Source organism: Mycolicibacterium peregrinum, assembly GCF_001665625.1.
GTDB lineage: Bacteria > Actinomycetota > Actinomycetes > Mycobacteriales > Mycobacteriaceae > Mycobacterium > Mycobacterium peregrinum_B.
Genome location: NZ_LZSY01000091.1, coordinates 1 through 14,314 on the forward strand (window position 1 = coordinate 1; position 14,314 = coordinate 14,314).

11 protein-coding genes, 2 tRNA genes and 1 pseudogene are annotated in these 14,314 nt (G+C 64.4%); 2 read left to right on the forward strand and 12 right to left on the reverse strand.

Annotation, left to right across the window (positions count from 1 at the left end):
* Positions 1–293, forward strand: a pseudogene (locus A5779_RS12720) (serine hydrolase); the annotation flags it as partial.
* A gap of 12 nt (positions 294–305) precedes the next feature.
* Here A5779_RS12720 and A5779_RS12725 read toward each other — a convergent pair.
* The 12 genes from A5779_RS12725 to dnaA form a co-directional block, all read right to left on the reverse strand.
* Complete coding sequence (locus tag A5779_RS12725; protein ID WP_236734750.1) at positions 306–761, reverse strand: hypothetical protein; 456 nt, start codon at positions 759–761, stop codon at positions 306–308.
* Between the two features lie 293 nt (positions 762–1,054).
* Positions 1,055–1,125: transfer RNA gene (locus A5779_RS12730), tRNA-Ala, on the reverse strand.
* Positions 1,126–1,408: 283 nt separating this feature from the next.
* Positions 1,409–1,482, reverse strand: a tRNA-Ile gene (locus A5779_RS12740).
* A 56-nt stretch (positions 1,483–1,538) separates the two neighbouring features.
* A complete protein-coding gene (locus A5779_RS12745) occupies positions 1,539–2,441 on the reverse strand; it encodes a DUF3566 domain-containing protein (protein WP_064882353.1) in 903 nt (300 codons plus the stop codon).
* Positions 2,442–2,493: 52 nt separating this feature from the next.
* Positions 2,494–4,998, reverse strand: coding sequence for a DNA gyrase subunit A (gene gyrA / locus A5779_RS12750; RefSeq protein ID WP_064882355.1), 2,505 nt, complete (start codon positions 4,996–4,998; stop codon positions 2,494–2,496).
* 89 nt (positions 4,999–5,087) lie between these two features.
* Positions 5,088–5,369: a putative quinol monooxygenase gene (locus tag A5779_RS12755; RefSeq protein ID WP_055119229.1), complete on the reverse strand. Its 282-nt coding sequence runs from the start codon at positions 5,367–5,369 to the stop codon at positions 5,088–5,090.
* 12 nt (positions 5,370–5,381) lie between these two features.
* Positions 5,382–7,409 (reverse strand): DNA topoisomerase (ATP-hydrolyzing) subunit B, encoded by a 2,028-nt coding sequence (gene gyrB / locus A5779_RS12760; RefSeq protein WP_064882390.1) that lies wholly within the window; start codon positions 7,407–7,409, stop codon positions 5,382–5,384.
* A gap of 219 nt (positions 7,410–7,628) precedes the next feature.
* Entirely contained in the window at positions 7,629–8,216 is a 588-nt protein-coding gene (locus tag A5779_RS12765) for a DUF721 family protein (protein WP_064882392.1), read from the reverse strand.
* Entirely contained in the window at positions 8,213–9,367 is a 1,155-nt protein-coding gene (gene recF / locus A5779_RS12770; RefSeq protein WP_064882394.1) for a DNA replication/repair protein RecF, read from the reverse strand. The genes A5779_RS12765 and recF overlap by 4 nt, the downstream gene beginning before the upstream one ends.
* A gap of 9 nt (positions 9,368–9,376) precedes the next feature.
* The gene (gene gnd / locus A5779_RS12775) at positions 9,377–10,303 is read right to left on the reverse strand and encodes a phosphogluconate dehydrogenase (NAD(+)-dependent, decarboxylating) (protein WP_269085844.1); all 927 of its coding nucleotides are present in this window, start codon (positions 10,301–10,303) and stop codon (positions 9,377–9,379) included.
* The gene (dnaN, locus tag A5779_RS12780) at positions 10,296–11,489 is read right to left on the reverse strand and encodes a DNA polymerase III subunit beta (protein ID WP_064882399.1); all 1,194 of its coding nucleotides are present in this window, start codon (positions 11,487–11,489) and stop codon (positions 10,296–10,298) included. The genes gnd and dnaN overlap by 8 nt, the downstream gene beginning before the upstream one ends.
* Positions 11,490–12,122: 633 nt before the next feature.
* Positions 12,123–13,646: a chromosomal replication initiator protein DnaA gene (gene dnaA, locus A5779_RS12785; protein ID WP_064882401.1), complete on the reverse strand. Its 1,524-nt coding sequence runs from the start codon at positions 13,644–13,646 to the stop codon at positions 12,123–12,125.
* 512 nt (positions 13,647–14,158) lie between these two features.
* Between dnaA and rpmH the strand changes: the two genes are divergently transcribed.
* Positions 14,159–14,302: a 50S ribosomal protein L34 gene (gene rpmH, locus A5779_RS12790; protein WP_055119217.1), complete on the forward strand. Its 144-nt coding sequence runs from the start codon at positions 14,159–14,161 to the stop codon at positions 14,300–14,302.
* Positions 14,303–14,314: the final 12 nt, after the last annotated feature.

Here is a 14,314-nt window from a genome sequence, read left to right on the forward strand (position 1 = left end):
GCATTCTCAATCCCGCCACGCTGAAAGCGGCAACCACCGCACACACCAAAGGCCCAGATCTCGTCACCCGCTTACCGTTCCACGTCGGCCTCGGCTTCGGGCTACCCACGCCCGACGCCGCCTGGCACTCCACGACCGCGTTCGGATTCAGCGGCCTCGGAGGGTCGTTGGGCTACGCCGATCCTGCAACCGGTATCGCCTTCGGCTACGTGATGAACAACATCAGGAACACTCCTACGGCCGACGACCCAGCCACAGCGCTCGTCGCTGCTCTGCGCTCGTCGCTGGCCTGATCGTCGCGGGTGTCACCACACCAATGTGGTACCGGGCACACGCACACTGCCGAAGAACCGCCTGTTGGTGTCCGTCCCGTCGTGGTTGTAGTCATTCATCAGCTCTGCAAGCTCATCGGCGAGCATCTGCAGCGCAGGGCTGACAATCTCGGTGCCGTCTTGTTGCACCCAGCCCCAATCATGCGAAACCCCATCGATTGTGATCAGGATGCGGCCGTGCGCTGGTGTCTCAACGGAGTACCGAACCTGCTCTGGCGCATCTCGTATCGCGCAACGTGTATCCAAGACATCTGGTCCGGCGGGCATGGGGAAGGTGCGAGCCAACGCGATGTCTTCGCGGATCATTTCGCAGACGCGCGGAAGGCCGGCATGCCGGCCGACGCGGTCATATCGCGCCCCGTAACTACGATCTGCTGACGGGTTGTTGCGCCAAACTTCCGCTGATTTCCGCAGAATGCGATCCAGCATTCGCTGCGCCGCGGCCCGCTCCGCCTCCCCGGTCCGGGGGTGATCAATCAACATCCGAAGCCGCGAAATCCGCACACCACCACTAGGCACTGCCACCGCCCAAGCCTGCCACATCAGTCCAAGCTTCCACGTGTCCGCGGCGGAGCGTAACGCCGGCGCTTTGGTCCGGGATTGGTCAACTCACTGCACACATGGACCCGCAGCCACGCTCTCCTTGGAACGACATCGGCGTCATCGAACGGCTGTCGAAATCGGGGGCAGTGGACGAGGGAAATCGTCATCTGCGAAAAAAGTGGAGCCACGGGGAATCGAACCCCGATCTGAGCCTTGCAAAGGCCCCGTTCTACCGTTGAACTATGGCCCCGTCACGGACATGACCGCGACGGTATCACCGCTGGTCATCTCCACTTTCAACTCACTCTCCTACAGATAAAGGCCGAACTCCTGACATCTGCCTTGCAAAGGCAGCGCTCTACCAACTGAGCTAAGGCCCCTCATTTGGCCGAGGTGGCGCATCTGCCAAGTCATGCCAAACTTCTTCACCGTGTCGTGATCGCCATACGATCACCGCCGCGGCTGCGATGCCGGCCAGAAGCATGAACCGCATGGCACAACCTCTCGGTGATCACCGGCTACACCGGGTGTCGTGGGCCTAGGAGGACTCGAACCTCCGACCTCTTCGTTATCAGCGAAGCGCTCTAACCGCCTGAGCTATAGGCCCGAAAATTGGGATCGACCGAGCGCAGAGATTACCGCACCGGAGCGCAGAGTCCCAAATCAATCCCTGTCGGCCAGCGTGACCTCGACCCCGCCGACCAGATCAGTGGTCAGGTTGTAGATGAAGGCACCGATGGTCGCCATGGCACACAGCACGACGATGTTCACCAGGCCGACCAGCGCCGCCCCGCCGAAGATCGTTCCGCTGGACACCAATTCGCCTCCTGAGGCGCCGCTGGCGCTGGTGAGGAGGTCGCCGACATTGCTGTTGAGCTTGCTCCACACACCCATGGCGCCGAGCACCAGGTACAGGAATGCCACCGCGATCATCCACACGAAGAACAGCACCACCGACAACACCAGTGAGACCTTGAGCACAGTCCACGGGTCGACCCGGCGGATCTGCATGCTGGCCCGGACCGGCCCTTGATGCGAGCCACGGTTGGCGACCTGGATCCGGGTGGTGGGGCTGTTGCTCGAGCTGCGAGCGGCAGGCGCCTCAGTGGCCGTCTTACGTTGCGGGGTACGCGGCGATGGCCCGGAAAGGTCCGGGATCTCACTCGCGTAGGCCTCGGGCCGCACCTGCTCGGTGCGGGTTGCCGACGGAGCAGGTGGCGCCGGACGGGCAGGCCGGGCCTGCTGCTCGGTGTCCTTGGTCTCGGTGCCGGCGACGAAGCGCTGCAGCCGGGCCTCCACACCGGGGGAGTGCGATCCCGAGGTACGGGCGCCTTCTTCACGCGACTCGGGTGCCTGCGGCGGGGTGGTACGGGCGGCAGTGCCCCGCTGCCACGGCGGCGCTTCCCCGGTCTCGGTGATCTGGCCGCCGGCGGGGCGCGCCTGCGTCCCGGCCGTCTTGCCGGCGGCCGGGGTGGCCTCGGCCCCTGCGGCCCCGGTACCCGAGCCGTTGGAGCTGCCGGACCGGTCGCCCGTTCGCGGGTACCCCGGCTCGTTCGGTGAACTCACCTAACAGCTCCTTAGCTCAGGCCGAGGTCCGGGTTGGGCCTCGGCGACAGCATCACTCTTCGTCGGACTCGACCTCATCCGCTTCCGAGTCCTCCTCGGCGTTGCGCGCAATCGCAATCAGTGTGTCGCCCTCGCCCAGGTTCATCAAGCGAACGCCCTTGGTCTGACGCCCAGCTTTGCGAACCTGACGTGCAGCGGTCCGGATGACGCCGCCACCGGAGGTGATGGCGTACAGCTCCGTCTCGTCATCGACGATCAGCGCTCCGACCAGACTGCCACGTTTGCGGTCGTATTGAATCGTCAGGATGCCCTTGCCGCCACGACCCTGGACCGTGTACTCGTCGATCGCAGTGCGCTTGGCGTAGCCGCCAGCGGTCGCGACCAGCAGATACGTGTCCGGTTGGACGACATTGAGGGACAGCAGCCGGTCATCCTCGTTGAACCGCATGCCCTGCACGCCGGAGGTGGCACGGCCCATCGGACGCAAGGCCTCGTCGGTTGCGGAGAACCGGATCGACTGGCCGTTGGCGCTCACCAGCAGCAGGTCGTCGTCGGCCGAGCAGAGCACCGCGCCGACCAGTTCGTCACCTTCGCGCAGGTTGACCGCCACGATGCCGCCGGAGCGGTTCGAATCGAAGTCGACCAGCCTGGACTTCTTGACCAGACCGTTGCGGGTGGCCAGCACCAGGTACGGCGCATCTTCGTAGCTCTTGATCTGGATGACCTGGGCGATGCGCTCCTCCGGCTGGAAGGCCAAGAGGTTCGCCACGTGCTGGCCACGCGCGGTGCGCGAGGTCTCGGGCAGCTCGTAAGCCTTGGCCCGGTACACCCGGCCCTGCGTGGTGAAGAACAGGATCCAGTCGTGGGTCGAGCAGACGAAGAAGTGGTTGACGATGTCGTCCTGCTTCAGCCCGGCACCTTGCACGCCCTTGCCGCCGCGCTTCTGGCTGCGGTAGAGGTCCGTCTTGGTGCGCTTGGCGTACCCGGTCTCGGTGATCGTGACGACCACGTCCTCGCGGGCGATCAGATCCTCGTCACTGACCTCGCCGTCGGCGGGCATGATCCGGGTCCGGCGGTCGTCGCCGTGCTTTTCGACGATCTCGGCCAGTTCGTCGCGAACGATCGCGCGCTGCCGCTCCGGCTTGGCCAGAATGTCCTCGAGGTCGGCGATCTCGGCCTCGATCTTGGCCAGGTCGTCGACGATCTTCTGGCGTTCCAGGGCAGCAAGCCGACGCAGCTGCATGTCCAGGATGGCCTGGGCCTGGATCTCATCGATGTCGAGCAGCTCGATCAGTCCGGCCCGGGCGATCTCTACGGTCTGCGAGGCCCGGATCAAAGCGATCACCTCGTCGAGTGCGTCCAGGGCCTTGACCAGACCGCGCAAGATGTGCGCGCGCTCGTTGGCCTTGCGCAACCGGTAGCGGGTCCGGCGCACGATGACATCGAGTTGGTGCGCGACGTAGTACCGGATCATCTGGTCGAGCCGCAGTGTCCGTGGCACCCCGTCGACGATCGACAACATGTTGGCGCCGAAGCTGGTCTGCAGCTGGGTGTGCTTGTAGAGGTTGTTCAGCACCACCTTGGCGACGGCATCGCGCTTGAGCTCCACCACAATTCGCAGTCCGACCCGGTCGCTGGACTGGTCCTCGATGTTGGAGATGCCGGCCAGCTTGCCGTCGCGCACCTGCTCGGCGATCGAGGTGATGAAGTTGTCGTGGTTGACCTGGTAGGGCAGTTCGGTGATGACGATGCCGGTGCGGCCCCGGCTGTCTTCTTCGATCTCCACAACACCGCGCATGCGGATGGAGCCGCGGCCGGTGGTGTAGGCGTCATGGATGCCCTGGGACCCGACGATCAGACCGTGGGTGGGGAAATCCGGACCCTTGACGCGCTCGCACACCGCGGCCAAGGTCGCCTCTTCGTCGGCCTCATGGTTTTCCAGGCACCAGTACACCGCCTCGGCCAACTCCCGCAGGTTGTGCGGCGGGATGTTGGTGGCCATACCGACGGCGATACCGCCCGACCCGTTGGCCAGCAGGTTGGGGAACCGGCTCGGCAGCACCGTGGGTTCCTGCACCCGGCCGTCGTAGTTGGGGATGAACTCGACTGTCTCCTCGTCGATTTCCCGCAACATCTCCATGGCCAGCGGCGTCAGCCGGGCCTCGGTGTAACGCATGGCCGCGGCGGGATCGTTACCCGGTGAGCCGAAGTTTCCCTGGCCGTCGACCAGCGGGTAGCGCAACGACCAGGGCTGAGCCATCCGGACCAGGGTGTCGTAGATCGAGGAGTCGCCGTGTGGGTGGTAGTTACCCATCGTCTCGGCCACCGAACGTGCCGACTTGGCGTGGCTGCGGTCCGGGCGGAAGCCCGAGTCGTACATCGCGTAGAGCACGCGCCGGTGCACGGGCTTGAGGCCGTCACGCACCTCCGGCAGAGCGCGGCCGACGATCACGCTCATGGCGTAGTCGATGTAGCTGCGCTGCATCTCGTGCTGAATGTCGACCGGTTCGATACGGTCTGAGGTTCCGTCGCCGGGTGGCAACGTGGTGTCGGTCATGTGTTCCTCGCTCGTCGGCTCGGCTTGTTGCGGTCAAAGGCCCTGCGGCGTGAATTACGGTGGCGCGCAGGGCAGGTGCGTCTTCGGGGTCACAACGCCGCCGTGTGGTTGTACTCCCACTTTTCGATGCTCGGTCCCAGCTCCGTCAGGAAGGTCGCGACGTGCGGCGTGGTTCCGTGCGCATCCATGGACTCCCTCGAATCCCAATGTTCGAAGCACAGGAACAGCGACGGGTCCTCGAGATCGCGATAGAACTCGTAGGTGATGCAGCCCGGTTCGGCCAGTGTGGGATCGACCAGATTCTGCATCGCGGTCGCAGCGCGCTCGGCCGCCTCGGGGGCAACCTTGACCCGGATAAACGCTGTGTGCATCGTCGGTTCCGCCTAAACGTCCAGGAACCGAACGTCTTTGGCGTTGCGCGTGATGAAACTGCGGCGGGCTTCGACGTCCTCACCCATCAGAATGGAGAACAGTTCGTCGGCCGCGGCGGCGTCATCGAGCGTCACCTGACGTAAGACCCGCACCGACGGATCCATGGTGGTCTCCCATAGTTCCTTCGCGTCCATCTCGCCCAGACCCTTGTAACGCTGGATACCGTCGTCGACATTGATCCGCTTGCCGGCTGCCTTACCCGCCTCGAGCAAGCCGTCGCGCTCACGGTCGGAGTAGGCGAACTCCGGTTCCTGACGCTGCCACTTGAGTTTGTACAGCGGCGGCTGGGCCAGGAAGATGTGGCCATGTTCGACCAGCGGTTTCATGAAGCGGAACAGCAGGGTCAGCAGCAGGGTGGAGATGTGCTGGCCGTCGACGTCGGCGTCGGCCATCAACACGATCTTGTGATAGCGCAGCTTGCTGATGTCGAACTCGTCGTGAATGCCGGTACCCAGGGCCGTGATGATGGCCTGGACTTCGGTGTTCTTCAAAACCCGGTCGATACGGGCCTTTTCGACGTTGATGATCTTGCCGCGCAGCGGCAGGATCGCCTGGAACATCGAGTCGCGGCCACTCTTGGCCGAACCGCCGGCCGAATCGCCCTCCACCACATACAGTTCGGACTTCGTCGGATCCGTAGAGCGGCAGTCCGCGAGCTTGCCGGGCAGGCCACCGATGTCGGTGGCGCTCTTGCGCCGGACCAGCTCACGCGCCTTGCGGGCGGCGATACGCGCCTGCGCCGATGAAACTGCTTTGTTCACCACGGTTTTGGCCTCGGCGGGATTCGCCTCGAACCAGTGGGTCAGCTGCTCGTTGCAGATCTTCTGCACGAACGACTTCACCTCGGTGTTACCGAGCTTGGTCTTGGTCTGGCCTTCGAACTGCGGTTGGGCCACCTTCACCGAGATGACCGCGGCCAGGCCTTCACGGATGTCGTCGCCGGTGAGGTTCGGATCCTTGTCCTTGAGGAGCTTCTTGTCCTTGGCGTACTTGTTCACCACGGTGGTCAGTGCCGAGCGGAAACCCTCTTCGTGGGTACCGCCCTCGTGCGTGTTGATCGTGTTGGCGAACGTGTGGACCGACTCGGAGTAACCGGCATTCCACTGCATCGCGATCTCGACCTCGTGACCGGGGCCCTTGCCGTCGAAATCGATCACGCTGGGCTGGATCGCGGTCTTGGTGCGGTTGATGTGCTTGACGAAGTCGACCAGACCGCCCGGGTAGTGGAAGGTCCGGTGCTTCACCTTGTGGGGCGCGGCGGCCTCGGCCGCCGTCTCCTCCGCGGATTTCGGGGCGGCGGCGGTGTCGGCGACCACCTCGTCGACGACCTCCTCCTGGGACACCCGCTCGTCGGTGAGGTCGATCGTCAGGCCCTTGTTGAGGAAGGCCATCTCCTGCAGACGCCGGGCAATGGTCTCGAAGTCGTAGACCGTGGTCTCGAAGACATTCGGGTCAGCCCAGAACCGGATGGTGGTACCGGTCTTGGTTGTCTTGTCACCCTGCTTGAGGGTTCCCGGCACCGAGTTGTCGTAGGTCTGGAACCACTCGTAACCGTCCTTGTAGATGTCGGCCTCGAGCCGGGTCGACAGGGCGTTCACGACGGACACACCCACGCCGTGCAGACCGCCGGATACCTGGTAGGCACCTTCTTCGAACTTGCCGCCGGCGTGCAGAACGGTCATCACGACATCGACGGTCGGGATACCGGTCGCGTGCATGGCCACCGGAATACCGCGGCCGTCGTCGGTGACCTGAACGCCGCCATCCTCGAGGATCCGCACGTCGACCTTGCTGGCGAACCCGGCCATCGCCTCGTCTACCGCGTTGTCGACGACCTCCCACACCAGGTGGTGCAGACCCCGCTCACCGGTGGAACCGATGTACATGCCCGGACGTTTACGAACGGCCTCCAGTCCTTCGAGCACCTTGATCGAATCGGCGCCGTACTCGGTTGGAGCATTCTTCTTCTGGGCAGCCACGTCGGACGCGTCTCCTTGGGGTTCGCGGGAAGCGGTTGCGTCGCCGCCCTGCAGATCTCGCCACAGTCTACCGGTCCAGACGGACAGGGCCGACTCTGTAGCGGCGTTTTCACCTACCTAACTGCGCCGTGCGCGGAATTTCGCGGGTCTCGGTGCCTTCGGACGCTTCAGAAGATCGCTTTCGGCCGTCTCGACGCTCTCAGCGCAATACCGCCCGGGCTAGCCGTAGGTATCGCGGGGACCTCGGCCGGGCACGTGATACCGACCTTTCCGCCACGACGGGCCGACCGGACCCACGATCTTCAAGGAGGTCACCACTCCATCCCCGACCGCGGCCGCGATCTTGGCCAGCAGCTGGGACTGCACCATCCGAAGTTGGGTGGCCCACGCAGTCGACTCTGCCGACACGGTCAACACACCCTCGTTCAAGGCCGTCGGATTGGCATGGTCGGCGATCTGGTCACCCACCACGGTCCGCCACCGACCGAATACCGAACCCTCGGCCACCCTCGAGCCCCAGCCTCGAACCTTCGCCAGATCCTGGGTCGCGGACCCGAGCAATTGCGGATCACGGACATCGGGACCCGGACCGGACCAGCTGCGACGCCGGCCGGTGTTTCCTGCCGTCCGCCGGACCGGGGTTCTGCGGCCGCGGCCGACATCCTTACCTTGACTGCGGGCCGCCCCGCGCGCCTCCTCGAGAGTCCGCCGCACCAGGTCCATGCCGCGCATGCGGCTGAGGTCCTCGGGAGAGACGGCGGGGGAGGGGATGGCCGACTGGTCGGTTTCTGCGGGATCGTCCGTCATGACTGCACCACCGATATCCGCCCCTGATCCCCGTCGGTCATCCTGATCTCGACGCGGTTGACCGCCCAGTCCGGCGGGATGTCCTCACCCACCGCCGCGGTGACCAGAACCTGTTCGGCCTCACCGGCCACCGCGGCCAGCGCCTGCCTCCTCGAGGTATCGAGTTCGGCGAAGACATCGTCGAGCAGTAGCACCGGATCCACCCCGTCGGAACGCAACAGCTCGTAGGCGCCGAGCCGCAGAGCCAACGCCATCGACCACGATTCACCATGGCTGGCAAAGCCTTTGGCGGGTTGGTCGCCCAGCCACAGCTCGAGATCGTCACGGTGTGGGCCGACCAGACAGACTCCGCGGTCCAACTCTGCATCACGCCGGCGGCTCAGCGCGTCCAAGAGCGCGGCCTCGTAGAACTCGACGGACTCCAGGCCAGGCGCGTTCGCGATGGCCTCCACCCCGGAGCGGTACCGGATTGTCGCGGGGCGGCTCGAGGGCGCCAGCAGTTGATAGGCCTTCTGCACCTCGGGGTGCAGCTGCTCGACCAGCGCGATGCGTGCCGCGGTCAACGCCGCACCATGGGCGGCCAGGTGCCCATCCCACACATCGAGGGTGTCCAGCACGCTGCGATCACCCCGATAGCGGGCTCCCGCAGCGGTTTTCAACAGCGCGGTGCGCTGCCGGACCACTTTGTCGTAGTCGGCACGGATACCTGCGACGGTCGGTCGGCGGGTGGTCGCCAACTCGTCCAGATAACGCCGCCGGTCTCCCGGATCACCACGGACCAGTGCAAGGTCTTCCGGGCTGAACAACACGGCCCGCAAGACCCCGAGAATTTCGCGCGGGGACCGCACCGGTGACCGGTTCAACCGGGCCTTGTTCGCCCGGCCATTGGTGATCTCGAGGTCGACCGCGAGTTCCCGGCCTTCGTTGACGACGATGCTCGAGACGATCGCTCGTTGCTCCCCGGCCCGGATCAACGGAGCATCAGAAGCCACCCGGTGCGAACCCAAAGTTGCGCAATACCACAGTGCCTCAACGAGATTCGTCTTACCGAAGCCGTTCGGTCCGACGAATACGGTCCGGCCGGGCTCCAGCTCGAGCTCGATCTGTGCCCAGGACCGGTAGTCGGTCAGCCCCAGGTGACGGACATACATCGGAATCGCCTAACCGGACTCACTGATCCGGTGCACAGCATGGCCACCGAACTGGTTACGCAGCGCCGACACTGCCTTCATGGTGGGGGAATCCTCTTGCCTCGAGGCGAACCGCGCGAACAATGACGCGGCGATGACCGGCATCGGAACCCGATGGCTGATCGCCTCTTCCACGGTCCAGCGACCTTCCCCGGAATCCTCGGTGTATCCGCTGATCGCCGCGAATCCGGGGTCTTCCTTGAGCGCTTTCGCCAGCAGCTGCTGCAGCCACGACCGCACCACCGTGCCATTCGTCCAGGCCTGGATCACTGCCTGGGGATCGGTGATCAGGTCTTCGGCCGACAGCAGCTCGTAACCCTCGGCGTAGGCGTGCATCAGGCCGTATTCGATGCCGTTGTGCACCATCTTGGCGTAATGACCGGCGCCCACGGGACCAGCGTGCACGAAGCCGTCGGCCACATCACCCGACGGACGCAGCGTGTCGAAGATCGGCATGGCTCGAGCCACGTCGGCGTCACTGCCGCCGACCATCAGCCCGTACCCTTCCTTCAGACCCCAGACACCGCCCGATACGCCGGCATCGATGAAGTTGATTCCCTTGTCGCCCAACAACTTTGCGTGCGGTCCGTCCTCGGTGTACCGAGAGTTTCCGCCGTCGATCACAAGGTCGCCTGCACCCAGCACATCGGCCAGCGCGACAATCGTCTGGTGCGTCACCGTGCCGGACGGGACCATCACCCAGACCACCCGCGGCGCCTCGAGCGCGCCGGCCAGATCGGCCAGGCTCGCCACGTCGCTGACCTCAGGACGTGGGTCGTAGCCGACCACCTCGTGGCCACCGGTGCGCAGGCGCTCGCGCATGTTGAAGCCCATCTTGCCCAGGCCGACCAACCCCAGTTGCATGTGCGCCCTTTCTCGACCGCGCCGGTCAGCCAGGAAGGCGAACCGGCATCAACAGATAGACGTAATCGGTCTTGGCGGCCGGGAACGGGCCCGAACCACCGCCGGTACCACCATCCTCGCTCGTGGGCCGCAACACGGCAGGCCGACTCGGCGTGGTGAATCCGAACGTCACCCGGTCCGAGTGCAGCGAGCTCAACCCGTCGGTCAGGTAGGTCGGGTTGAACGCGATGGTCAACGGGTCGCCGGCGAACTCGACCGGCAGGTCTTCCTCGGCGCGACCCACATCGTCGGCGCCGGCCGAGAGCCGCAGCACGTCATCGCCGAACTCCATGCGGATCTGGGCTCCCCGGTCGGCCACGAGTGCCACGCGCTTGATGGCCTCGGTGAGCTCGGCCACGCCGATGGTCGCCACTGCGGTGTGCTCGTTCGGCAGCAGCTGACGGAACTTCGGGAACTCCGCATCCAGCAGCCGGGTGGTGCTGCGCTTGCCGTTACTGCGGATACCGAGCAGGCCGTCCTTGCCGACCGATTCGCCGGAACCCAGCGACAGATGCACCTGGTTGCCGTCGGTGCCGGCCTTGGCCGCCTCGGCCAGAGTCTTCGCCGGTACCAGGACCGCGGCCTCCACGTCGGTGGCACTGGTTTCCCAGGTCAGCTCACGCACGGCCAGCCGGAAGCGGTCGGTAGCAGCCAAAACCACTGATTCACCGGAGATCTCGACGCGGATGCCGGTCAGCATCGGCAACGTGTCGTCACGGCCGGCGGCGACGGCCACCTGACCGATGGCCTCGGCGAACAGGTCGGACGACACCACACCCGTCTCGTCGGGCAGCGACGGCAACGCGGGGTAATCCTCGACTGCCAGGGTCGGCAGCGAGAACCGGGCGCTGCCACAGGTCAGTGCCACCCGGGTGCCCTCGACGCTGAGCTCCACCGGCTTGGCCGGCAATGCCTTGGTGATGTCCGACAGCAATCGTCCGGATACCAAAACGCTTCCAGGAGAAGCGATTTCGGCACTGACACGCACTTCGGCGGAAACTTCGTAGTCGAAGCCGGAGATGGTCAGACCGTCATCCGTGCCGGTCAGCAGGACCCCGGCCAGAACCGGGATGGTGGGCCGGGTCGGCAGATTGCGGGCCACCCAGGCCACCGCGTCCGCGAAGTCCTCACGCACCACGCGGAACTTCAAGTCGGTCAGCCCAGCCGTCGTCGTCGCCACGTGCTATGCGCCCCTTCGATGATCCCCATAACGAGCTCTACCAGCGTCTTCCCAGAACACCGCCACGCAGCATCGCGCTGAATGACAAAGCTGGAACCGCTGTCGTTGAACCACCGTAGAGCTTTCCGCATCAACTTGAAAGCTAATCCACCGGGGTGACACGGGGGCTTGCATGTGCTTCTCGAGCCAGGGCAGTGCCGAGGTTTCGTCCGGTGTCCCCAAGCCCCTTCTTCTAGAAAGAACTCTTAGAAGATATTTGAGTAACAGTATTAGGGACTGTGAAAACTGGGGATGAACGGGTGTTTGCCCAGTACTCCAGGTGTGTCGGAATGTGAGTCGGCTGTGGAGACCGGTGGACGGACCGGCCGCCGAGTGTGGACAAATGACATCGTGTGGATGATTTTGTCATTCATCCCGTGGTTTGCCCGCAGGTTGTCCACAGCCGTATCCACAGCGGTCAGCTGTGACATGTGATGCCTCGCGGGGCGAAAGTTGTTACAAGATTTTTCGCCGGACGGGACCACTGTGACCACGATGTGAGACGCCGGATACCCCGCCATGGCAGCACTAAACCCCCTCGGAGGCCATCTCGAGGGGGGTGGTGGGAGATTCAGCGCGGAATTCCGCAGTGGTTCAGCGCTTGGCGCGCTGACGAATGCGGGTGGTGAGTTCCTTGACGTGGTCGAAAACCTCACGTCGCTCAGCCATCTCGCCGCGGATCTTCTTCTCCGCATACATGACAGTGGTGTGGTCACGCCCGAACGCCTGGCCGATCTTCGGCAGGGACAGATCGGTGAGCTCACGGCACAGATACATGGCGATCTGACGGGACTGCGCCAGTGCCCGGGTCTTGCCGGGCCCACGCAGCTCCTCGACCGTGGTCTCGAAGTACTCGGCGGTGGCCGCCATGATCGCTGCGGTACTGATCTGCATGGTGGTGGCGTCGGCGATCAGATCGCGCAACACGACTTCGGCCAGCGCCTTGTCGATCCGGGTCTTGTTGAGCGAGGCGAAGGCCGTCACCCGGATCAAGGCACCCTCGAGCTCGCGAATGTTGCGCTCGATGCTGCTGGCGATGAGCTCGAGCACATCGTCGGGCACGTCGAGACGATCCATCTGCGCCTTTTTACGCAGGATCGCGATGCGCGTCTCCAGTTCCGGCGGCTGCACATCGGTGATGAGGCCCCACTCGAAACGGGTCCGCAGCCGATCCTCCAGGGTGGCCAGCTGCTTGGGCGGCCGGTCCGAGGAGATCACGATCTGCTTGTTGGCGTTGTGCAGAGTGTTGAAGGTATGGAAGAACTCTTCCTGGATACCTTCCTTGCCCTCGATGAACTGGATGTCGTCGACGAGCAGGATGTCGATGTCGCGGTAACTGCGCTTGAACGAGGCCTTGCGGTCGTCACGCAGTGAGTTGATGAAGTCGTTCGTGAATTCCTCGGTGGAGACGTACTTCACGCGCATGCCCGGGAAGAGACGTTGCGCATAGTTCCCCGCGGCGTGCAGCAGATGGGTCTTGCCCAGACCAGATTCACCCCAGATGAACAACGGGTTGTAGGCCCGCGCCGGCGCCTCGGCGATCGCCAGGGTCGCGGCGTGGGCGAAGCGGTTGGACGCACCGATGACGAAGGTGTCGAAGGTGTAGCGCCGGTTCAGATTGACCGCGTTGTCGTCACTGATGGTGGAGTCGCGCTGCGGGCTGCTGAAGTAGCCCGGCCAACTTTCCTCGGCACTGACCTTGGCGGCGCGGTCGTCGTCGATCTCGTCGACGTCGGCGGGCGAGGCAGAAGCGGCAGCGTCGTCCCGGTCGTCGGTGGTGGACCCGGAATCCGACGCGGTGGAGGAGTCCTCGGATTCCTCGGGCGGGGTGGCGATGCGCACGCCCAGCTCGACCCGCTGACCCAGCTTGCGGCTGAGCGCGTTGATGATCGGTTCGCGGAGGTGCCGTTCGATCTCGTTCTGGACGAACGGTGTGGGAACCGACAGCAGAGCAAACCCCTCGGCGATGACGAGGGGTTTCACCAGCTTGAGCCATGCTCTTTGCTGAGGAGTCAGCGGGAGGAGAGCTGGATCGGAGTTTGCGTCCCGGTCGCCGTTGAGCTCGGCGACGACGCTGTTCCAGACTGCGACGAACGGTGGATCGGGGTCAGCTGGCAACGACTGTTCCCCCTTAGAGGTGCATCGAGGTCGACCCGGTGACGACCAAAAAGAACGATGACGAACTGTCCACATATTTATCCACAGCTTGTGGAGAAAGGACAGTCGTCGTCGCTCTGTTGTCTGTTGTGAGAGCGTCGTAGCCGGATACGTCGCATGCTGCGAGGGTGTGCCGCGCCGCGAGCTCTCGTTTCATTTTCCGGGGCCGATCCAGGCTCGGAACGGCATTGCCAGAAGCTAACAGTTTTCTCTCGATGTGCCAACAGTTCTGCAACATCCGATACGCACCATGTAGGCGGGTCGGCGCAGGTTTGACCGAGGGAAATCTCATCAGTACCCTCGAGCAGTCGCCCGCACGTGGCGATACGGCTGCGCCCGGGAGGTTTCCGGAGAACGCGCCGGTTAGTAGAGCACGACGGACGAGCTTAAACAGAGCTTGCAACGGCAACTGTTTTCGGCGGCACTTCGGTGTCGGTGGATGCGGGTGCCAAACGGAACAAGGAGAGATTGCCGTGGCCAAGGGCAAGCGGACCTACCAGCCCAACAACCGCCGCCGTGCGCGCGTGCATGGGTTCCGGCTGCGGATGCGGACGCGCGCCGGCCGCGCCATCGTCGCCAACCGTCGTGGCAAGGGCCGTCGCGCACTCACTGCGTGATACTGCGGCTCT